At 70.9% G+C, this 21508-nt stretch carries 19 protein-coding genes; 7 read left to right on the top strand and 12 right to left on the bottom strand.

Going from position 1 to position 21508, the window contains the following annotated elements; translation table 11 throughout:
• The gene (locus DMB66_RS42390; protein WP_125809771.1) at positions 1–948 is read right to left on the bottom strand and encodes an NUDIX hydrolase; all 948 of its coding nucleotides are present in this window, start codon (positions 946–948) and stop codon (positions 1–3) included.
• Positions 949–1176: 228 nt separating this feature from the next.
• On the opposite strand from DMB66_RS42390, the gene DMB66_RS42385 reads away from it, so the two are divergent.
• Positions 1177–1449, top strand: a complete 273-nt coding sequence (locus tag DMB66_RS42385) for a PspC domain-containing protein (RefSeq protein WP_125809770.1) — start codon at positions 1177–1179, stop codon at positions 1447–1449.
• A 1-nt stretch (position 1450) separates the two neighbouring features.
• Here the strand turns inward: DMB66_RS42385 and guaA are convergent, their stop codons facing one another.
• The 3 genes from guaA to DMB66_RS42370 all read right to left on the bottom strand — a co-directional run bounded on the left by guaA (position 1451) and on the right by DMB66_RS42370 (position 6573).
• Entirely contained in the window at positions 1451–3007 is a 1557-nt protein-coding gene (gene guaA, locus DMB66_RS42380) for a glutamine-hydrolyzing GMP synthase (protein WP_125809769.1), read from the bottom strand.
• Positions 3008–3027: 20 nt separating this feature from the next.
• Positions 3028–4731 (bottom strand): S8 family serine peptidase, encoded by a 1704-nt coding sequence (locus tag DMB66_RS42375; protein WP_125809768.1) that lies wholly within the window; start codon positions 4729–4731, stop codon positions 3028–3030.
• Between the two features lie 63 nt (positions 4732–4794).
• Complete coding sequence (locus DMB66_RS42370; RefSeq protein ID WP_158647549.1) at positions 4795–6573, bottom strand: S8 family serine peptidase; 1779 nt, start codon at positions 6571–6573, stop codon at positions 4795–4797.
• 148 nt (positions 6574–6721) lie between these two features.
• Between DMB66_RS42370 and DMB66_RS42365 the strand changes: the two genes are divergently transcribed.
• On the top strand, positions 6722–7816 hold the full coding sequence (locus DMB66_RS42365; RefSeq protein ID WP_125809766.1) for an LCP family protein: 1095 nt from the start codon (positions 6722–6724) through the stop codon (positions 7814–7816).
• A gap of 7 nt (positions 7817–7823) precedes the next feature.
• Here the strand turns inward: DMB66_RS42365 and DMB66_RS42360 are convergent, their stop codons facing one another.
• From DMB66_RS42360 to guaB, 3 genes are all read right to left on the bottom strand, one after another.
• On the bottom strand, positions 7824–9236 hold the full coding sequence (locus DMB66_RS42360) for a M1 family metallopeptidase (protein ID WP_125809779.1): 1413 nt from the start codon (positions 9234–9236) through the stop codon (positions 7824–7826).
• Between the two features lie 202 nt (positions 9237–9438).
• The gene (locus DMB66_RS42355; protein ID WP_125809765.1) at positions 9439–10557 is read right to left on the bottom strand and encodes a GuaB3 family IMP dehydrogenase-related protein; all 1119 of its coding nucleotides are present in this window, start codon (positions 10555–10557) and stop codon (positions 9439–9441) included.
• A 65-nt stretch (positions 10558–10622) separates the two neighbouring features.
• Positions 10623–12125 (bottom strand): IMP dehydrogenase, encoded by a 1503-nt coding sequence (guaB, locus tag DMB66_RS42350; RefSeq protein ID WP_125809764.1) that lies wholly within the window; start codon positions 12123–12125, stop codon positions 10623–10625.
• Between the two features lie 119 nt (positions 12126–12244).
• Here guaB and DMB66_RS42345 point away from each other — a divergent pair, with 119 nt between their 5' ends.
• Positions 12245–12646 carry a DUF5319 domain-containing protein gene (locus DMB66_RS42345; RefSeq protein WP_125809778.1) on the top strand — a complete coding sequence of 134 codons (402 nt, stop codon included), beginning with the start codon at positions 12245–12247 and terminating at the stop codon, positions 12644–12646.
• 315 nt (positions 12647–12961) lie between these two features.
• Here DMB66_RS42345 and DMB66_RS42340 read toward each other — a convergent pair whose 3' ends face one another.
• A complete protein-coding gene (locus DMB66_RS42340) occupies positions 12962–13804 on the bottom strand; it encodes a response regulator transcription factor (RefSeq protein WP_125809763.1) in 843 nt (280 codons plus the stop codon).
• A gap of 230 nt (positions 13805–14034) precedes the next feature.
• Here DMB66_RS42340 and DMB66_RS42335 point away from each other — a divergent pair, with 230 nt between their 5' ends.
• On the top strand, positions 14035–14424 hold the full coding sequence (locus DMB66_RS42335; RefSeq protein ID WP_125809762.1) for a WhiB family transcriptional regulator: 390 nt from the start codon (positions 14035–14037) through the stop codon (positions 14422–14424).
• Between the two features lie 169 nt (positions 14425–14593).
• Here the strand turns inward: DMB66_RS42335 and DMB66_RS42330 are convergent, their stop codons facing one another.
• The 4 genes from DMB66_RS42330 to groES all read right to left on the bottom strand — a co-directional run bounded on the left by DMB66_RS42330 (position 14594) and on the right by groES (position 18916).
• Entirely contained in the window at positions 14594–16138 is a 1545-nt protein-coding gene (locus tag DMB66_RS42330; protein WP_125809761.1) for a molybdopterin-dependent oxidoreductase, read from the bottom strand.
• A gap of 34 nt (positions 16139–16172) precedes the next feature.
• Complete coding sequence (locus DMB66_RS42325) at positions 16173–16793, bottom strand: hypothetical protein (protein WP_125809760.1); 621 nt, start codon at positions 16791–16793, stop codon at positions 16173–16175.
• A gap of 84 nt (positions 16794–16877) precedes the next feature.
• Positions 16878–18527: a chaperonin GroEL gene (gene groL / locus DMB66_RS42320; protein ID WP_125809759.1), complete on the bottom strand. Its 1650-nt coding sequence runs from the start codon at positions 18525–18527 to the stop codon at positions 16878–16880.
• A gap of 74 nt (positions 18528–18601) precedes the next feature.
• Positions 18602–18916, bottom strand: a complete 315-nt coding sequence (gene groES, locus DMB66_RS42315) for a co-chaperone GroES (protein ID WP_084297906.1) — start codon at positions 18914–18916, stop codon at positions 18602–18604.
• A 230-nt stretch (positions 18917–19146) separates the two neighbouring features.
• On the opposite strand from groES, the gene DMB66_RS42310 reads away from it, so the two are divergent.
• From DMB66_RS42310 to DMB66_RS42300, 3 genes are all read left to right on the top strand, one after another.
• On the top strand, positions 19147–20313 hold the full coding sequence (locus DMB66_RS42310) for a class I SAM-dependent methyltransferase (protein WP_125809758.1): 1167 nt from the start codon (positions 19147–19149) through the stop codon (positions 20311–20313).
• 11 nt (positions 20314–20324) lie between these two features.
• Positions 20325–20807 (top strand): Cys-tRNA(Pro) deacylase, encoded by a 483-nt coding sequence (gene ybaK, locus DMB66_RS42305; protein WP_125809757.1) that lies wholly within the window; start codon positions 20325–20327, stop codon positions 20805–20807.
• A gap of 146 nt (positions 20808–20953) precedes the next feature.
• Positions 20954–21508: substrate-binding domain-containing protein (locus DMB66_RS42300; protein WP_148112813.1), on the top strand; the 555-nt coding region annotated here is incomplete at its 3' end.

Genomic DNA, 21508 nt, shown 5'->3' with positions numbered 1-21508 from the left:
TCAGGCTAGCCGCGCCGCCCGCAGCGCCTCGGCCGTCACCTCGGTCAGCTGCTCCGCGGGCAGCTCGGCGACCTCCTTGAGGGCCAGCCAGCAGGCCTCGGAGGTGGAACCGCCGACGTCCTTGACGATCACCTCGGTGGGTGCGTCGACGAAGACCCGGTAGAAGGCGCGGACACCGTGCCAGTCGATCGGGTAGCCCTCAGGGCCCAGCGAGGCGGCGTCGCGGTGGCTGGCCACGCCGAGCAGCTCTATCAGCCGGCCCTCCTGGCCGGTCTCCTCGACCAGCTCACGGATCAGCGCGGTGCCGGGCTGCTCGCCGTAGTCGGTGCCGCCGCCGGGCAGGTGCCAGCAGCCGGCGCCGGGGTAGCCCGGCGCGATCCGGGTGAGCAGCAGCCGGTCGTGCGGGTCGGTGGCGATCGCGTACGCCGCGAAGCGCTGGGCGCGGTGCAGCCCGTCCGGGCCCGCGACGGCGTAGAAGGACGGGAAGTCCGGCACCTCCTCGGGCCGCAGGTCGGCCGAGGCGGCGGGCAGGCCCAGGGCGGCTGCGGTGAACGGCCGCAGGCGCAGCTTCTCGGCCTCTTCCAGGGTGTGCCACCGGGCCAGGTCGGTGGGCTGACCGACCCGGTCGAAGAGGTTGCCGCCGCGGATCGTCACCTCGTAGACCAGGCGGTCGGTGTGGATCGTGACGCCGCGGTGCGGCAGGGAGCGCATGTCGGCGAGGACGTCACGCAGCCCGGTGACGGCGACGGACAGGCCCGTCTCGGCGGCGGTCTCCCGCACGACGGTGTGGTTGGGGTCCTCGCCGTGGTCGACGGCGCCGCCCGGCAGGGACCAGACGCCGGGGGTGCCGGATCGGGTCGAGGCACGGACGAGTAGAACGCGACCTTGGGGATCGGTCGCGACGGCGTATGCCGCAATCCTGCGGAGCGGCTCCAGTGCGGGGGTCACGGGCGGCATCTTGCCCGGTTTATGTTACCTCCAGGCATCGTCTGTCGGATTCCTGACAGGATGATAGCCCACAGTAATCGCTGATCAGGGCGGTTCTCCGCACCGAGCGCAGGGACACAGTAACAGACAGCAATGCCCGCGAATCACCCATCTCAGGTACCGCGAATCAGGGTCGAATCGGGGCAGTCACCGAGGCGGGTGGGTGCCGGCGCGGCCCATTCTTGGAGCATGAACACACCTACCGTCGCCCCGTACAAGCAGCTCCGCCGCCCGCTCGACGACCGCATCGTGGCGGGTGTCTGCAGCGGCATCGGCCGTTACCTGGCCGTCGACCCCGTGCTGGTCCGCGTCGGCTTCGCCGTGCTCGCCGCCCTGACCTGGGGCACGGCGGTGCTGGCGTACCCGATCGCCTGGTTCCTGATGCCCGAGGAGCCCGCGCCGGCCGAGCCGGTGTGGCGCGATCCGGCCGACCCCACCTGGGGTCAGCCGCCGACCAGCTGAATCATTCCCACTCGATGGTGCCCGGCGGCTTGCTCGTGACGTCCAGCACCACCCGGTTGACTTCCGGCACCTCGTTGGTGACCCGGGTGGAGATCTTGGCGATGACGTCGTACGGCAGGCGGGACCAGTCCGCCGTCATGGCGTCCTCGCTGGAGACCGGCCGCAGCACGACCGGGTGCCCGTAGGTCCGGCCGTCGCCCTGCACGCCCACGCTGCGCACGTCGGCCAGCAGCACCACCGGGAACTGCCATACGTCGCGGTCCAGGCCGGCCGCGGTCAGCTCCTCGCGGGCGATCAGGTCGGCAGCGCGCAGCACGTCGAGCCGGTGCCGGTCGACCGCGCCGATGATCCGGATCGCCAGGCCGGGGCCCGGGAACGGGTGCCGCTGCACCATCTCCTCGGGCAGGCCCAGCTCGGCGCCGAGCGCGCGCACCTCGTCCTTGAACAGGGTGCGGAGCGGCTCGATCAGCGCGAACTGCAGGTCGTCCGGGAGCCCGCCGACGTTGTGGTGCGACTTGATGTTGGCCGTGCCGGTGCCGCCGCCGGACTCCACCACGTCCGGGTAGAGCGTGCCCTGCACCAGGAACTCGATGTGCCGCTCGGCGTCGAGCTCGCGGGCGGCCGCCTCGAAGGTCCGGATGAACTCCCGGCCGATGATCTTCCGCTTCTGCTCCGGGTCGGTGACCCCGGCCAGGTGGCCGAGGAACTGGTCGGCGGCGTCGACCACCTTGAGCCGGATGCCGGTCGCCGCGACGTAGTCCTTCTCGACCTGCTCGGCCTCGCCGGCGCGCAGCAGGCCGTGGTCGACGAAGATGCAGGTGAGCTGGTCGCCGATCGCCTTGTGCACGAGCGCCGCGGCCACCGCCGAGTCGACGCCGCCGGAGAGCCCGCAGATGACCTGCCGGTCGCCGACCTGGGCGCGGATCGCGGCCACCTGGTCGTCGATGATGTTGGAGGACGTCCAGGTCGGCTCGATGCCGGCGATGTCGTAGAGGAAGCGCTGGAGCATCTCCTGGCCCTGCTGGGTGTGCGCCACCTCGGGGTGGAACTGCACGCCGGCCCGCCTGGTGCGCAAGTCCTCGAACGCGGCCACCGGGGCGCCCGCCGACGAGGCGGTGACGGCGAAGCCCGCGGGCGCCTCGGTCACCGAGTCGCCGTGCGACATCCAGACCGGCAGGTCGTCGGGGAGCTCCCGGAGCAGGGTGCCGGCCTCGGCGACCGGGGAGAGCAGGGTGCGGCCGTATTCGCGGGCGCCGGTGTGCGCGACCGTGCCGCCCAGCGCCCGGGCCATCGCCTGGAAGCCGTAGCAGATGCCGAAGACCGGGACGTCGCTGTCGAACAGGCCGGCGTCCAGCGACGGGGCGCCCGGCTCGTAGACGCTGGACGGCCCGCCGGACAGGATGATCGCGGCCGGGTTCTTGGCGAGCATCTCCGCGACCGGCATCGAGTGCGGCACGATCTCCGAGTAGACCCGCGCCTCGCGGACCCGGCGGGCGATCAGCTGGGCGTACTGGGCACCGAAGTCGACAACGAGAACCGGGCGGGGTGTGCTGCTCATGGAGCGCGAGTTTACCGGCGTCAGCGGTACCACTTCCGGGCCGGGGCATACCGCACGTTGCCCGCCCGGTCGTAGGCGCGCACCCGCACGGTCATAACCGCGCCGTGCTTCCAGGTCTGGACCGCGAACTTGTGGCTGCTGCCCGCGTACCGCGCGGTGACCTTGCCGTCGACCAGCAGTTCCAGCCTGCTCACGCCGTGGGCGTCGGCGGCCGTCGCGGTGACGTACCGGGTCTTGCGGACGTGCCGGGTGCCGCCGGCCGGACCACCGGTGATCCGCACCGACGGACCCCAGTTGTCGACGGTGACCTGGCGGGTGGCGCTGATCACGTTGCCACCGCGGTCGTACGTCCGCAGCCCGAGCGTCACCGCCTTGCCCCGCGCCGTGGTCTTCCACGAGAAGATGTACGGCGTCACCCGGTCGGTGCCGACGACCACACCGTCCGCGAGTAGCTGCACCTTGGCGACGCCGATGTCGTCGGTGGCCCGCGCGGCGACGACGACCGTGCCCCGCACCAGCGCGTTGCCGCTGGGCAACCGGAACGACGTGGCCGGCGGCACCTCGTCGTCGGTGACCGGCAGCGAGGCCAGGGCCGCCGCGGCGTCGACCCGGCCGGAGGACTTGGGCACCCAGCTGCCGGCGATGGTGGCGGCCGAGGTGGTCAGCGCCGTACGCAGCACCGCGGCGGTCGGGGTCGGCGTGGTCGAGGCGAGCAGCGCGGCGACCCCGGCGACGAACGGGGTGGCCGACGACGTACCGCAGAAGTCGCCGACGATGCCGTTGCGCGCCTGCGCGGGGTTGCAACCGGGCGCCGCGATGTCGACCCACTGGCTGCCGTAGTTGGACCACGAGTACCGGGTGTCGTTGGCGGTGGAGGCGCCCACCGCGAGCACGGCCGGAATAGCGGCCGGGTAGTGCGGGGCCGAGCTGCCGTCGTTGCCCGCGGCGGCGATCACCAGCGCGCCCTTGCCGCTCGCGTAGGCCACCGCGTCGCGCAGCAGCCGGCTGTCGCTGGCGCCGCCCAGGGAGAGGTTGACGATGTCGGCGCCCTGGTCGGCGGCCCAGCGCACCCCCTGCGCGATGTCGCTGTAGGAGCCGGAGCCGTCCTTGCCGAGCACCTTCACCGGCAGGATCTGACAGGTCCAGCAGATCCCGGCGATCCCGGTGTGGTTGTCGCCGCGGGCCGCGATCACGCCCGCGGTCATGGTGCCGTGTCCCTGGTCGTCGGCGGCGTTGGAGTCGTCGTTGACGAAGTCCCGGCCGGGCAGCACCCGGCCGGCGAGGTCGGGCAGCACCTGCACACCGGTGTCCACCACGGCGACGACGACGTTGGCGGAACCGCGCGTGGTGTCCCAGGCGGTGTCGACACCCGCCTTCCCGATGCCCCACTGCTGGCCGAAGGCCAGATCGTTCGGGGTCACCGCGCCGATCCGGGCCACCTGGTCGCGCTCCACGTAGGCGACGGCCGGGTCCGCCCGCAGCACGGCGGCGGCCTCGGTGACCTGGTCGGCCGGGACGTCGACGGTGACCGCGCCGGTGATCGGCTCGCTGGCCACCACGTCGACGCTGCGTTCGAGGGCGCCGACCACGTCGGCGTCGCCGCGCAGGCCCACGATCAGCGAGACCGCCGCCTCGTCCGCCGGCGCCGCCACGGACGGGCTGCCACCCGTCATCGCGATGCTGCCGCCCACCAGGAGACCGACCGTCAGGACACGGAGATTCATGCCCCTACGGTCGGCCTCCCGGGTCCGAAACGTCGGACCGGACCGGGTGCTATCGGGTAGCGGTCAGCGCGTGTAGTTGCGGGTCGCGTCGTACTTCACGTTGCCGGCCTTGTCGACGGCCCGGATCTGGACCTTCATCTTCTTCGGCTGCCGCGCGGCGTTGAATGAGAAGGCGTACGGCGAGGTGATGTCCTTCGAAGCCACCTTGCCGTTGATCACCAGCTCGACCCGGGCGATCCCGGAGGCGTCGGAGGCGGTCGCGGTGATCTTCACCGAGCCCTTGACCTTCGCCTTGTTCTTCGGGGCACTGGTGATCTTCACCTTGGGCAGGATGTTGTCCACGATGATCGAGCGGTCGAAGCTCGCCTGGTTGCCGGCCTTGTCGTAGACCCGGATCGTCAGCCGCACCGCGCCGTTGCGCCGGCCGCTGTTGTACGGCAGCGAGTACGGCGAGGTGAAGTCGTGCGACTGGAAGACCCCGTTGGCATACAGCGCGGCCTTGAGGACGCCCGAGGAGGTGTCCTTGACGCCGGTCGGGGTGACCGTGATCGTGCCGTGGTGGCGGGCGCCGGCGCGCGGGGCCGAGACCCCGGTGATCACCGGCGGGGTGACGTCGGTGGCGATGGTCAGGGCCTTCGCCGCGTCCAGCATGCCGTACCTCGACCAGCCGTTCGTGGCGATCGGCCGGGCCGACTTGAGCAGCGCGTGCTGCAGCGACCAGCCGGTGTACGTCGGGCGCGCGGTCTTGAGCAGGCCGGCCGCGCCGGCGACCATCGGCGCCGCGAACGAGGTGCCCTCCTCGTTGGTGTGGTACACGCCGGCCCGGTCCATGCCGGTGATGACGCCCGGGGCGGCCATGTCCACCCAGGAGTCACCCTTCTTGTTGTAGCTGGAGAAGTCGGCGCGGGCGTCGGAGCCCTGGGCGGTGGCGCCGACGGCGAGCACGTCGGTCAGCGCGGCCGGATACCTCTTGGTGTTTCTGGCGCTGGTGAGGCCCTCGTTGCCCGCCGCGGCGACGACCAGCACACCCTTGCGGTTCGCGTACGCGACCGCATTGGACAGGGTCTTGCTGTACGCGGCGCCGCTGAGCGACATGTTGATGATCTTGGCGCCCTTGTCGACGGCGAAGACGATGCCCTTGGCGACGTTGCTGTCGTAGCCGCTGCCGTAACGGTCCAGCACCTTCACCGGCATGATCACGCAGGACCAGCAGCCGCCGGCCATGCCCGCGCCGTTGTTGCCCCGGGCGCCGATGATCGAGGCGACGGTGGTGCCGTGGCCCTGGTCGTCGTTGGCGTTGCTGTTGTTGCTGACGTAGTTCCAGCCACCGATGACCGCACCGCTCAGGTCGCCGACCTTCGCCACGCCGGTGTCCAGGACGGCGATCTTGACGGCGCTGCCCGTCGTGGTCTCCCACGCCGCCGGCAGCCGGACCTGGTCCACCTCGACCTGGTGGCCGTCGGTGTACATCGGGTCGTTCGGGCTCAGGTCGGAGGCCTTGCGCACGTGGTCGACCTCGACGTACGACACCGACGGGTCGCTGCGCAGCGCCGCGATGACCCGCTTGCTGCGCGCCGCGGAGACCTCGAGGGTCTGCGCGCTCAGGGCGGCCATCGCCTGCTGGGCCGGGCCGCCACCGGCGTCGACCGACCGGGCGCCAAGCGCGGAGACGGTGCGCAGCGGCGCCGTGGCGTCGGCGCCGGACCTGGTGCTGACGATCAACCGGACCGGAGCCTCGGCGGCGGTTTCACCCGCGAACGCCCAGGTCGAGACTCCCGCCATCGTCGCGACCACCGCAGCCGACAGCGCGCCGACGGTCACCCGTCGTGTGGCGTACTTCATATAGGACGTGCCTCCCCGTGTCCGACCGCCGCCTCGGCAATCGCGGCGGTCAGCGTAAGGGCCGAGCTGATCTATGACCATCCCCTGTTCCAGCACGCGAGAAGATGGGCGCGTTGAGCAGGTGGTGGATGTCCCCTACTGTTCCAGCATGCGGACCAAGAGGCTACTTTGGGCAGCGGCGGGCGTGGTCGTGGTGCTGCTGCTGGCCGGCGTGGGCGTCGTCCTGGCGCTGCGCGGAGACGCCGGGGAGCCCGCCCCGCTGGCCGCGCCGCCCAGCTCGGTGCCGTCCGCGCCGCCCACCTCCGCGAGCCCGGCGCCGTCACCCGGCGCCGACATCACCGGCCCGCTCGATCTGCTGATCCTCGGCATCGACACCCGGATCACCATCGCCGACTGGCAGCCGCACGCCGACGCCATCATGCTGCTGCACGTCGATGCCGGCCTGCGGAGCGGTTACCTCTATTCGCTGCCCCGGGACCTGCGGGTCGACGTGCCGGCGTTCGCCAAGAACGGCTACGACGGCGGCCGGCGCAAGCTCACCGAGGCGATGAGCAGCGGCGCCAAGGTCAGGGGCACGGACAAGCCGAACGTGGCGCAGGGCTACGAACTGCTCGCCAGCACCATCAGGAAGTACACCGGCATCAAGAAGTTCGACGCCGGCGCGGTGCTCACCTTCCAAGGGCTGAGCCGGCTCACCGACGCGCTCGGCGGCGTCACCATCAAGATCGATCAGAAGGTCGTCTCCCAGCACCGCCGCCCGGACGGCAAGGCCCGCACGCTGCGCTCGGGCGGCGGCGGCTACGTCGGCCCGCAGGCCACCTACCTGCCCGGCACCCGCAAGCTGGTCGGCTGGCAGGCCATCGACTACGCCCGCCAGCGGTACACCGCCGGCGGCGACTACACCCGGCAGCGCCACCAGCGGCAACTCGTCAAGGCGCTGCTCGCCCAGGCCGAGGACGCCGGCCTGGCCACCGACCAGGGCGGTCTGCAGTCGGTGCTTACCGCGCTGGGCGACACCCTGGTCTTCTCCGGCGAGCGGACCCCGATCGAATACGCGTACGCGCTGCGCGACCTCGCCCCCGGCAAGCTGACGATGGTCGGCCTGCCCGGCGACTCCGTCTCCGCCGGTGGTGACTACCTCGGCGAGCAGCTCAGCTCGACCGGGCGTGGCTTCCTCCGGGCGGTGGCGGCCGGTGACCCGGCCGGCTACCTGGCCAAACACCCCGAACTAGTGCACAAGTAGCGACCCGCTAAGGCAGCGGCGGCTTCTGCTTGCCGAAAAGCCAGGCCTCGAAGAAGTCGCCGAGGTCCTTGCCACCCGCGCGCTCGGCGGCCTCGATGAAGTCCTCGGTGCGGACGTTGCCGTCGCGGTGCTCGGCCGGCCACGACTTGAGCAGGGCGAAGAACGCGGGGTCACCGATAGTGCGGCGCAGCGCGTGCACGGTCATCGCCCCGCGCTGGTAGACGGCGTCGCCGAAGATGCGGGACGGGCCGGGGTCACCGGTCGGGACCGACCAGTTGAACCCCGAGTAGACCCGGTCGAACGACTGCTGGACGGTCCGGTCGCCCTCGTGCTCCTGCCAGAGCCATTCCGCGTACGTGGCGAAGCCCTCGTTGAGCCAGATGTCCTGCCAGCGGGCCAGCGCGACGCTGTCGCCGTACCACTGGTGTGCCAGTTCGTGGGCGACCACCGTGGCGTTCGGCCGGCCCACGAAGAACGTGTTTCCGTAGACGGGACGCGACTGGGTCTCCAGCGCGTAGCCGACCCGGCCGTCGTCGAGGACCACCCCGCCGTACGAGTCGAACGGGTACGGCCCGAACTGGGTGGCCAGAAAGTCCGCGACCTCGCCGGTGCGGGCCAGCGACCGGGCGGCGTCGCCGTCCGCGGGCAGCGACTCGGGGATCGCGATGATCATCGGCTTGCCGTCGTGGGTGCTGGTCGACACCCGGTACTGCCCGATCACCACGAAGGCCAGATAGCTGGCCAGCGGCGTGCTCTCGACCCAGCGCCAGGTGGTCTTCCCGGCGCTGCTGGCCCGCTCGCCGGGCAGCCCGTTGCCGAGCACCTCGAGGCCGTCCGGCACGGTCATGGACAGGGCGAAGGTGGCCTTGTCGGAGGGATGATCATTGACCGGGAACCAGGTGCTGGCGGACTCGGGCTGCCCCAGCGCGAAGGCGCCGTCCTTGGTTCGTAACCAGCCGCCGACCCCGAGCGTCTCGTTGCCGAGCGCCTGCGGCTTGCCGCCGTAGTCGACGACGACGGTGAACGCCCGGCCCTTGACGATGCCGGCCGAGGGCGTCACCACAAGCTCGTTGCCGGCGGCCTTGGTGGTGGCGGCCAGCCCGTCGACGGTGACCTCACGGGCGACGAGATGCGCCAGGTCCAGGTTGAACGTCGACAGGTCCTGGGTGGCGGTGGCCGTGATGGTCGCGGTCCCGTCAAGCTGCCCCGAGGCCGGTGCGTAGGTCAGCTTCAGGTCGTACCCGCCGACGTCATACCCACCGTTGCCGTAAAGCGGAAAATACGGATCCCCGACCCCCTCCGCACCGGGCGCGAAGCTCGGCGCGACCGAGGGCGCGGGCCGGGGAGTCTCGTCGTCAGCACTGCACCCGGCCAGGGCCAGCGCCGTCACCGCGGCGACGGCGGTGCCGGCCCTACGCATACGTACTACCTCGATCACCCGACCGACGGTACGTGCTCGGAGCGAAAGCACAGCGAAGCCGCGCGCCGAGAACCTGGCAGAGTGAGGGCGGCCGTTCATGAGCCGCTAGGCGCTTGGCCGCCCTCGCCCGGTGTCGGCGGGAGCGACGGTCAGCACCAGGCAACCAGGCACGACAGAAATCTGGTCTTGATCCAAACCGTCCTCAGCGGTCCAGCACCAGGCTTACCTTCTGGAATTCCTTGACGTCGTGGTAGCCGCACTTCGCCATGGCCCGGCGCAGGCCGCCGAACAGGTTCAGCTGGCCGTCGGGCCGGTCGGCCGGGCCGTAGAGCAGCTCCTCCAGCGTGCCGTCCGGCTCGCCGGCGATGCAGAAGCCGCCGCGTGGCAGGCTCGGGTGGCTCGCCGCCGAGTGCCACCAGGCGCCGCCGGCCGGGGCGCCCTCGGCCAGCGACAGCGGCTCGCCGAGCATGACCGCGTCCGCGCCGCAGCCGATCGCCTTGGCGATGTCGCCCGAGGTCTGGATGCCACCGTCGGCGATGAGGTGCACATAGCGGCCGCCGGTCTCGTCCAGGTAGTCGCGGCGCGCGGCGGCGGCGTCGGCGATCGCGGTCGCCATCGGCACGCGGATGCCGAGCACCGTGTCCGTCGTGGACCATTCGTCCGCGCCGATGCCGACGATGACGCCGGCCGCACCGGTGCGCATCAGGTGCAGGGCGGTCTTGTAGTCGGTGCAGCCGCCGACGATGACCGGGAGATCCAGGTCGGCGATGAACTCCTTGAGGTTGAGCGGCTCGTCCGTGGTGGACACGTGCTCGGCGGAGACCAGCGTGCCCTGGATGACGAGCAGGTCGACGCCCGCGTCGAGGATCACCGGGGCCAGCGCCAGCGTGTGCTGCGGCGACACGCGCACGGCGACGGTGATGCCGCCCTCGCGCATGGCGCGCACGCGCTCGGCGATCAGCTCCGGCCGGATCGGCTCCGAGTAGACCTCCTGGAGGCGCTTGGTCGCGTCCGCCTCCTCGTCGAGCCCGGCGAGCTCCTCGAGGATCTTCGTCGGGTCCTGGTAGCGGGTCCACAGGCCCTCGGCGTTGAGCACGCCCAGGCCGCCGAGGCGGCCCAGGGCGATCGCCGACTCCGGGCTCATCGTGGCGTCCGACGGGTGCGCGACGCAGGGGATCTTGAACGGGTATGCGTCGAGCTTCCATTCCGTGGACACGTCGTCCACGTCGCGGGTGCGCCGGCTCGGGACGATCGCGATGTCGTCCAGGTGGTACCCGCGCTGGGCGGTCTTACCGAGACCGATTTCCACCACGTCACGCATGATGAGAAGCCTTTCAGTCCTTATTGGGTGGCGGGTGGGGCGGTCGGAAGGCTCACCTATGGGGCTTAACGGGAGTGGTAGTTGGGAGCCTCGACGGTCATCTGGATGTCGTGCGGGTGGCTCTCCTTGAGACCTGCCGCGGTAATCCTGATGAGCTGGCCCTTGTCCTGCAAGTCCGGGATCGTCTCGGCGCCGACGTAACCCATCGCCGCGCGCAGGCCGCCGATCAACTGGTGGGCGACGCGGGAGAGCGGCCCCCGGTAGGGCACCTGGCCCTCGACGCCTTCCGGCACCAGCTTGTCCTCGGTGACGTCCTGCTGGAAGTAGCGGTCCTTGGAGTAGGACTTCGCCTGGCCCCGGGACTGCATGGCGCCCAGCGAGCCCATGCCGCGGTAAGACTTGTATTGCTTGCCGTTGATGAAGATCAGATCGCCGGGGCTCTCCTCGGAGCCGGCCAGCAGGCCGCCGAGCATCACGGTGTCGGCACCGGCCACGATCGCCTTGGCGATGTCGCCCGAATATTGGATGCCGCCATCGGCGATGACCGGGACGCCCGCCGGGCGGCAGGCCCGGGAGGCCTCCATCACCGCGGTGATCTGCGGCACGCCGACCCCCGCGACGATCCGGGTGGTGCAGATCGCGCCGGGCCCCACGCCCACCTTGACCGCGTCGGCGCCGGCCTCGACCAGGGCCCTGGCTCCCGCGTACGTCGCGATGTTGCCGCCCACGATGTCCGTGGTGGTGTCCTTCTTGAGCAGGGCGACCATCTCGAGCACCGCGCGCTGGTGGCCGTGTGCGGTGTCCACGATGACCACGTCGACGCCGGCGTCGATCAGGGCCCGGGCGCGCTTGTACGCGTCGTCGCCGACACCGACCGCGGCGGCGACCCGGAGCCGGCCCTGGGGGTCCTTGGCCGCGTTGGGATACTGCTCGCTCTTGGTGAAGTCCTTGACCGTGATCAGCCCGCACAGCCGGCCCAGGTCGTCGACCAGCGGCAGCTTCTCGACCTTGTGCCGCTGCAGCAGGGCGAGCGCCTCGTCCTTGCTGACGCCGACCGGCGCGGAGATCAGCGGCATCTTCGTCATGACCTCGCGCACCTTGACGCCGTGGTCGGTGACGAAGCGCATGTCGCGGTTGGTGACGATGCCGACCAGCACGCCCGCGCCGTCGACGACCGGCAGGCCGGAGATGCGGTAGCGCCCGCAGAGGGCGTCGACCTCGCGCAGGGTGTCGTCGGGGCTGCAGGTGACCGGGTTGGTGATCATCCCGGACTCGGAACGCTTGACGAGGTCGACCTGCGAGGCCTGCTCCTCCAGCGAGAGGTTGCGGTGCAGCACGCCGATGCCGCCCTGGCGGGCCATCGCGATCGCCATCCGCGCCTCGGTGACCGTGTCCATGGCGCTGGAGAGCAGCGGGATGGAGAGCTCGACGTTGCGGGTCATGCGGGTGATGGTGTTGACGCGGCTCGGCACGACGTCAGACTCGCCCGGCTGGAGCAACACGTCGTCGAAGGTCAAACCCAGCGGAACCGTTCGGGCGGACCTAGATTCTCCAGGCGCAGTATCCACAGATCATCCCTAGCGAAGAGGCGGAGTGTTCATCCTACCCATCCGGCTGCGGGCATCGGTTCGGCGGACAGCGCGTGCGGGCCAGCACACACCGCCCCTACATGGGTACGGTAGACACCGTGCAAGAAGAGCCGATCGACCCGTTCAACGGCGACCCAGCCGACCCGGCCGCCGGGCTCGACGACCTCTCGGAGGACGCCGAGACCGACCCGCTGACCGAGGTCGAGCGCCAGGACGTCCTCGAGGACCTCTCCGACCTGGAGATCTACCAGGCGCTGCTGAGTCCGACGGGGATCCGCGGGCTGGTGATCGAGTGCGAAGACTGCCACGAGCCGCACTACTTCGACTGGGACCTCTTACGGGGCAATCTGCGCCATCTGCTGAGCAGCGGGCGGCCCCGGGTGCACGAGCCTGCCTACGATCCGGACCCGGACCACTACGTCACGTGGGAGTACGCCCGCGGCTACGCCGACGGCGTCCACGACACCCTCACCGAGGGAACCGACGACGAGCCCTCTTAAATGGCTCTGTTGATGGCCTCGCTCCGCTCGGCAGGCACTTCGCCCCAGAACGGTCGGTGTCGAGTGCACCAAAACAGGCTGAGCCAAATGGCCTCGCTCCGCTCGACAGGCACTTCGCCCCAGAACGGTCGGTGTCGAGTGCACCAAAACAGGCTGAGCTAAATGGCCTCGCTCCGCTCGGCAGGCACTTCGCCCCAGAACGGTCGGTGTCGAGTGCACCAAAACAGACCACGGCAAAGAGCGCCTAGTCTGTTTTGGCACCCTCGACACCGACGGGCGAAGTGCGACTTTGGTTACTGTTAGAGCCGGTTTGGGTTAAGCGACTAGGCCCGCGCGGAAGCCGGCTGCTACCGCGTGGGCTCGGTCTCGGGCGCCTAGTTTGCGGAAGAGGCGTCTGGCGTGGGTTTTCACGGTGTCTTCGGAGACGAATAGTTCGCGTCCGATCTCCGCGTTGCTCTTTCCGTCGGCCATGCCGCGTAGCACCTGCAGTTCACGCTCGGTGAGCGTGAGCCGCCGGCCCGTGGGTCCGTCGGTCCGGCCGGTGTCGTTGCCCGGCCAGATCATCGGTCGCCCGGTCGCCGGGTCGATGTCCGACCCGTCGCCGCGCTGGGACGGGACCATCGGCGAGTTCGGCAGCATCGCGGGGACGCCGGCCGCGTTCGGAGTGCCGGCCATCGCCAGCCCGTCGCGGTGCAGCCCGCGAGCGGTCGCCGAGTTGTTGTTGCGCCCGGCGCCGCCGACCGCGGCGGGCTGGGCGTTCGCACCGTTGATCGGCAGGCCCTGCGGCCGTACCGGTAAAAGCAGGAGCAGCAACGCCTTGGCGACCACACTGACCAGGTCATGCTCGACGCCGCGGATGACACCCCGGGCGCCGGCGGCGACGGCCGCCGCGGCGACCCGGGGGTCTTCGGCGCCGAAGAGGACAACCTGTGCCTGTGGGGCACGGGCGAGGACGCGACGGGTGAAACCGACGCTGTCGGGACGGGTCACGGCGGTGTCGGCCAGGACAACCTCGGCCGGCCTTTCAGCCAGTCGGATCATGGCCTCGGTCTCGCTGATCGCCGTCCGCACGACCCCGGTCATCCCGAGCCGGGCCGCGGTGGAGGCGACGGTCTGGGCAGCAAGTGGGGTTCGGACGCACACGAGGACGGTACGCACAGTGATCCTCCTTCTCTCTCAGAGGAGATCACGCAACGGCCGCAGCATTACGCGCTTTAGATGGAAAAAATAGGAAACATCGGCACAGTTTGCCGGACCGATGGGATACGGCTGACGAAGACATCGACAAGTCGTGTGTGACAGGGCTTGTGCCGGGGTAAACCGGCGGCAGGCCTGAGCCAGGCCCCTCATGACAACACTCCGCGGTGCCGCGCGGGAGGAGGGTGTTGATGTCGAACGTTCGTAGACTGCCCGGGCCCATCGCCGACCTTTGGGACTGGCAGCGACTCGGCCTGTGCAGAGGGCGTGACAGCGCCCAGTTCTTCCACCCGGACGGTGAGCGTGGCTCGTCCCGCAACCGTCGCGAGGCGAAGGCCAAGTCGATGTGCGGAGCCTGCCCGGTCCGGGCTGAGTGCGCTGCTCACGCGCTGGCTGTTCGTGAGCCGTACGGGGTCTGGGGAGGTTTCAGCGAAGCGGAGCGGCTGCGGCTGCTCGCGGTCGGCTGGGAGGACCTTGCCGATCGGACTCACGGGCGGGTCGACCTGACCCGGCTGGAGGCCCGCCTCGGCCGGCCCCACAAGTCGACGGTGCCCGCACAACGGCAAGCACCGGCGGCCTGACGCCGGACGAAGCGCGGCATCGCCACACATGTGACGACGCGGTTCCCTGCGGGGAGCCGCGTCGGCGTGTTCTGCGGCGGTTGAGCCGCTTCGGTCGACATGCAAGCCACCGTATGAGCGAACTTGGCGGTGTCGTCGGACCGAGAGTGCGGCTTTCGCGTGACTCGGTTCAGCCGACCGTGACCTGCACGGAGTGCCATCCGGTGGCCCCGTCCGGCGCGGGTGCCGCGGGGGTGCTGGTCTGCGTCTGGCCGTCTTTGTCCGTTGCCCTGACCCGCAGGGTGTGCTCTCCCGCCGTCGCCGGCCACGCGTAGGACCACTGCACCCAGGTGTCCACCGAGACGACCGGGGCGAGCGTCGCCGGCGCCCACGGACCGTCGTCGACCTGAACCTCGACCTTGGTGATGCCGCGGTGCTGCGCCCACGCCACCCCGGCCACCGTGACCGGGCCCGCCTTGCGCTCGGCACCGTCGCGCGGGGTGTCGATGCGCGACTCGGTCTTGATCGGCCCGAGCGCCGACCAGCCCCGCGGCACCCAGTACGCGTCGAAGTCCGCGAACCGGGTCAGCTCGATCTCGGTGATCCACTTGCAGGCCGAGACGTAGCCGTACAGCCCCGGGACGACCATGCGCACCGGGAAGCCGTGCCGTACCGGCAGCGGCTCGCCGTTCATCCCGACCGCGAGCAGCGCGTCCCGCCCGTCGGTGAGCACGGCGGTCGGGCTGCCGCAAGTCCACCCGTCGCTCGAGCGCTGCACCACCTGGTCGGCGCCGGGCAGCGGCTGCGCCTCGTCCAGCAGGTCCTTGATCGGGGTGCCGAGCCAGAGCGCGTTGCCGATCAGATCGCCGCCGACCTCGTTGGAGACGCAGGCGAGCGTCACGTACCGCTGGACCATCGGCCGCCGCAGCAACTGCTCCCAGGTGATGGTGATCGGGTTGCGCACCATCCCGTGGATACGCAACTCCCAGGTCGACGGGTCGATCTGGGGTGGGTACAGCGCGGTGTCGATCCGGTAGAAGTCGGCGTTCGAGGTCACGTAGGCGGCCGCGCCGTCGACCTGGGCGCCGGCCGGGATGGGCGCGGCGGGCGGCGCGGGCGGCAGCACGACGGCCGCGCGGGCGGCGGTCACCGCGCGGCGGGAGGTGAGCAGCCGACCGCCGACGCCACCGACGGCCGCAACGCCGGAGGCGGCGCCGAGGCCGATGAGGAAGCGCCGCCGGCCGCCCTCGCGATACATCCCCGGCTGGACGGCCTCGGGTTCGCTGCCCTTGAGGTCACCGCCCTCGCCGGCCAGCGCGGTCCGGAGCAGGTAGCGGAGGGCGAGGTAGGCCGCGACAGCGCCGGCCAGCGTCGGCAGCGCGGCGGTGAGGCCGGCGTCGTTACGGGTCAGCGCGGCCGCCACCCCGATCACCGCGAACAGCGCGATGCCGGCCGGCGCGACCACCCGGCTGCGCAGCGCGAGCACACCGAGCAGCGCGGCATAGCCCGCGAGCAGGACAGCGGTGCCGGTGAGCAGGGCGGTCTTGTCGTGGGTGCCGAAGACCGCGATGCCCGCGTCCTTGACCGGGGCGGGCACGTTGTCGACCACCACGCCGCCCACCGCGAACAGCGGCGACGAGAGCGGGCCGGTGAGCACAGCGACGATCTCGGCGACGCCGAGAGCGACACCGGCCGCGGCGAGACCGGCCAGCGCAGCCCGCAGAGAGAGTTTCACCTCTCTATCTTCCACCCGAGCGAAGGGAAAGATCTTACGTAGTGGTGACGGCTGGGCGCAGCGGCGGCAGGGCTGCCACGAGGTCGTCGAGCAGTGCCACCGCGCACCGCTCAGCGCGGGGTTCCGGCAGCTTCGGCACGCCTTCCGCGGGCAGTTCCCAGATCACCCGGCCCGGGTCCAGCCGGTCCAGGGCCGCGTACCACTGCTGCAGCGGCTCGCGGAGCTGGACGTGCGCCGCGAAGTTGCGCCGCCGCCGGGTCCCGTCGCCGTCCCGGCGGTGCTGCAACGTCTCCACCTCGGGCAGGCCCACCAGCACCGCGTCGGCGAAGCCCAGCCGCCCGGCCCGGAACGCCTCCCTGGTCACGGTCAGCTCCCGGTCGAACTGCGCCCGCGGGGCCAGGCCGAGGGCCGCCATCCCCCAGGCATAGTGCAGCTTGACCGGGTCGGTGTCGCAGAACGCCACCCCGTCGGCGCGTTCCAGGTCGGCCGCCTCGGCCCAGCGCCGCATGCTGACCCGGGCCCAGTGCCGGGCCAGGGCCACGGCGTCGGTGGGTTCCCGGCCGGTCGCGGCGTACTCGGCGACGTACCGGCCGACGTAGCGCCGGCACCACGACGTCTTGCCGGCCGCGGTCGGCCCCTCCACCACGACGATCATCCGCGCCTCTTTCCCCCGAATCCCGAATCACACACGACAAAGGGCGCGCCGCTGAGTGCGACGCGCCCTTTTTACTCTGCCGAGTCAGAAACCCGGACCGTGCTGGTGCCCGTGACCGCCGTGGCTGTGGCCGTGGCCACCGCCCGCGGCCGGCGCCTGCTCGGCCGGCTTCTCGACCACGAGGCTCTCCGTGGTGAGCAGCAGCGCGGCGATCGAGACGGCGTTGGAGACCGCGTTGCGGGTCACCTTCACCGGGTCGATGATGCCGGCCGCGACCAGGTCGACGTACTCGTCGGTGGCCGCGTTGAGGCCGTGGCCCCAGCCGAGCTCGGCCGACTTGCCCACCACGACGTAACCGTCGTGGCCGGCGTTCTGCGCGATCCAGCGCAGCGGCTCGATCAGCGACTTGCGGACGATCCGTACGCCGACCGCTTCCTCGCCGACCAGGCCGAGGTCGCCGTCGAGCACCGAGGCGATCTGCGCCAGGGCGGCGCCGCCGCCCGGGACGGTGCCCTCCTCGACCGCTGCCTTGGTCGCCGCGATGGCGTCCTCGATGCGGTGCTTGCGCTCCTTCATCTCGACCTCGGTCGCGGCGCCGACCTTGATGACGGCGATGCCACCGGAGAGCTTGGCCAGCCGCTCCGCGAGCTTCTCGCGGTCCCAGTCGGAGTCCGAGGCCTCGATCTCCTTGCGGATCTGCGCGACGCGGTCCTCGATCTCGGCCTTGCGGCCGCCACCGTCGACGATCGTCGTGCTCTCCTTGTCCACCACGACGCGCCGGGCGCTGCCCAGCATGTCGAGGGTGACCTGGTCCAGCTTGTAACCGAGCTCGGGGGCGATGAGCTCGCCACCGGTCGCGATCGCCAGGTCCTGCAGCATCGCCTTGCGGCGGTCCCCGAAGCCGGGGGCCTTCACCGCGGCGACCTTGAAGGTCTTGCGCAGCGCGTTCACCACGAGGGTGGACAGCGCCTGACCGTCGACGTCCTCGGCCACGATGAGCAGCGGCTTGCCGCCGGAGAGAACCTTCTCCAGCAGCGGCAGCATCTCCTCGACGCTGGAGATCTTCTGGGTCGTGATGAGGATGTAGGCGTCCTCGAGCACGGCCTCCTGCGACTCGGCGTCGGTCACGAAGTTCGGGGAGATGAAGCCCTTGTCGAACTGCAGACCCTCGGTGACGTCGAGCTCGGTGCTGAGCGCGGAGCCCTCCTCGACGGTGATGACACCGTCGCGGCCGACCCGGTCCATCGCCTCGGCGATGAGCTCGCCGATCGTGGCGTCCTGGGCGGAGATGGTGGCGACGTTGGCGATCGCCTTGTGGTCGCCGACCTCGACCGCCTTCTCCAGCAGGGCCTTGGACACGGCCTCGGCGGCCAGGTCCATGCCGCGCTTGAGCGCGATCGGGTTGGCACCCGCGGTCACGTTGCGCAGGCCCTCGCGGACCAGCGCCTGGGCGAGCACGGTCGCCGTGGTGGTCCCGTCGCCGGCGACGTCGTTGGTCTTCGTCGCCACCTCCTTGACCAGCTGGGCGCCGAGGTTCTCGTACGGGTCGGAGAGCTCGATCTCCTTGGCGATGGTGACACCGTCGTTGGTGATCGTGGGCGCGCCGAACTTCTTGTCGAGGACGACGTTGCGGCCGCGCGGCCCGAGGGTGACCTTGACCGTGTCGGCGAGCGTGTTGACGCCGTGCTCCAGCAGGTGCCGGGCGTCGTCAGAGAAACTGAGGATCTTCGCCATTTATGGTCCCTTCAACGCACCGGCGCCCTGGACCGGAGAGCCGGGCCAGGGCGGTCAGCACTGTCGGTTAGGTCTTACTTCTCGATGACCGCGAGGACGTCGCGGGCGGAGAGCACCAGGTACTCCTCGCCGGCGTACTTGACCTCGGTGCCGCCGTACTTCGAGTACAGGACGGTGTCGCCGACCTGCACGTCGATCGGAACGCGGTTGCCCTTGTCGTCGATCCGGCCGGGGCCGACAGCAAGGACGGTGCCCTCCTGCGGCTTCTCCTTGGCGGTGTCGGGGATCACGATGCCAGACGCCGTCGTGGTCTCAGCCTCGTTCGCCTGGACCACGATGCGGTCCTCGAGCGGCTTGATCGCAACCTTTGTCGCGGTAGTCACGGGCATACCCTCCTGGGTACAGGTGTTGTCGCCGGCCAGTGGACAGGCCGGGCTGATGCCTCATGCCACCGGGCGGGGCCGTCGTCGCGGGTGCCGGTCCGCCTGGTGCAGGCGCGTCCCTCTGGGGGGCGCGCGCTGGCACCCTCAGGTTGAGAGTGCTAATCGGAGATTATGCCGGAACTAGCACTCCGTCAACCAGAGTGCCAGCACATCACCTCCTAGCAGAATGACTCGCCGTGAACCTCGAACTGCTCGCCGCCCTGCGTACCGCCGATGGGTCTGCCGCCCTGGCGGCCGCCGCCGACGTCGCCGACGGCGAGCCGCTGGCCGCCGCCACCGCCCTGCGGGCCCGCGGCATCTCCCCCGATCTCGCCTCCGCCGCCCTCACGCAGGCCGACCTGCGCCGACGGGCCGGTGCGAAGTTCGGCGCCGCCGCGGCCACGATGCTTTTCACCCGGCCGGGGCTGGAGCAGGCGACCCGCGCGGTGGTCGCCGACCGGCGCGCCGCGCGGCTGTCGGCCGCGGGCGTGGAAAGCCTGGCCGACCTGGGGTGCGGCCTGGGGTCGGACGCGCTGGCCGCGGCCCGCCGGGGCATCCGGGTGCACGCGGTGGACGCCGACCCGCTCACCGCCGCCCTGGCCGCCGCCAACGCCGCGGCGGCCGGGCTCGCCGGCCTGGTCACCGTCGAGTGCGCGGACGCGACCACCGTGCCGGTGGAGCGGTTCGACGCCGTCTTCGCCGATCCGGCGCGGCGCCGGGCCGGCCGGGGCCGGGTGATGGATCCGCGATCCTGGTCACCCTCGTGGGATTTCATCGCCACCCTGCCCGAGCGGGTGCCGCGCACGGTCCTGAAGCTGGCGCCCGGCATCGACCACGCGCTGCTGCCGGGCGGCGCCGAGGGTGAGTGGGTGAGCGTCGACGGCGATCTGGTCGAGGCCGCGTTCTGGTGCGGACCGCTCGCGGAGGTCGCCCGGCGGGCGATCCTGCTGCCGGGCGGGGCGGAGCTCACCGGCTCCGGCGTCGTGGCCGCGCCGGTCGGGCCGGTCGGCGGCTTCCTGTACGACCCGGATCCGGCCGTGGTCCGCTCGCACCTGGTCGCCGAGTTCGCCGCGTCGATCGGGGGGCGGATCGCGGACCCCGAGATCGCGTACGTCTACACCGACACCGCCGTCGACACCGCGTACGGCCGGCGGCTGGAGATCACCGACGTGCTGCCCTTCTCCCTCAAGCGGCTGCGGAGCCTGCTGCGCGACCGCGGCATCGGCCGGCTGGAGATCCGCAAGCGGGGCTCGGCGCTGGAGCCCGAGCAGTTGCGCCGGGACCTGCGGCTCAGCGGCGGCGCGGGGGCGTCCCTCGTGCTGACCCGGGTGGCGGGGGCACCGACCGTCCTGCTCTGCCGATAGCCTGTTTCATCGTGGCGAAGAAGGCTGCCGGGACCCCGGCCACCGTGCTGCTCACGGCCCGGCAGGTGCCGCACGAGCTGCACCCGTACGACGTCTCTCCGGACCTACCGAACTACGGCGCGGTGGTCGCCGCGGCTCTCGGGGTCGAGCCGGCGCTGCTCTTCAAGACCCTGATCGCCGAGGTCGACGGCGGGCTCATCGTGGCCGTCGTGCCGGTGACCGGCGAGCTGGACCTCAAGGCGCTGGCCGGCGCCGCCGGCGGCAAGCGGGCGGCGCTGGCGGAGCGCGCGGTCGCCGAGCGCAGCAGCGGCTATGTACGCGGCGGCATCAGCCCGCTCGGCCAGCGCAGACGGCTCCCCACGGTGATCGACGACTCCGCGCTCACGCTGGCCCGGATGTATGTCTCCGCCGGGCGCCGCGGCCTGCAGGTCTCGCTCGCGCCGGCCGATCTGATCAGCCTCACCGAGGCCACCACCGCACCGATCCGGACTTAGGGCCGGATACCTCACTTGAGGACCATCCGTTACGGCACCGTGACGTCCCGTCGGGGGCCTTTCTCCTGAGATCCGGCAAATCGGACCCTTCGCGTGACCTAGCGTCACACCAGGAATCCGATGCCAGGTCCGAGGGGGACTCAAGGATGCGTAAGGGAATGTTCGCCCTTGCCGCGGTGGGCCTGCTGGCCACCGGCAGCACGGCCGCGTGCGGTGACGACAGCGGCAGCGACTCCGGCAGCACCGGCGGCTCGTCCATCGGCAAGGTGGGCGTCATTCTGCCGGATACCAAGAGTTCGGCGCGTTGGGCGACTGCCGACCTGACGTACCTGAAGGCGGCCTTCGCGGCGGCTGGTGTCGAGGCCGATATTCAGAACGCGCAGGGTGACAAGACGCAGTTCCAGACGCTCGCTGACGGGATGATCTCCAGCGGGGTCAAGGTGCTGATGATCGTCAACCTGGACTCCGGTACCGGTAAGGCTGTGCTGGACAAGGCCAAGGCCGCCGGTATCGCGACGATCGACTATGACCGGTTGACTCTCAATGGTGGTGCGAACTACTACGTGTCGTTCGACAACGTCAAGGTCGGTGAGTTGCAGGGTCAGGGTCTGGTCGAGTGTCTGACGGAGAAGAAGTACGTCAAGCCGGTCGTGGCCGAGCTCAACGGTTCGCCGACGGACAACAACGCGACGTTGTTCGCG

The sequence above is a fragment of the Actinoplanes sp. ATCC 53533 genome (assembly GCF_003947245.1).
The sequence above is the reverse complement of the archived record's forward strand: the minus strand, read 5'-3'. Positions and strand labels throughout refer to the sequence as shown.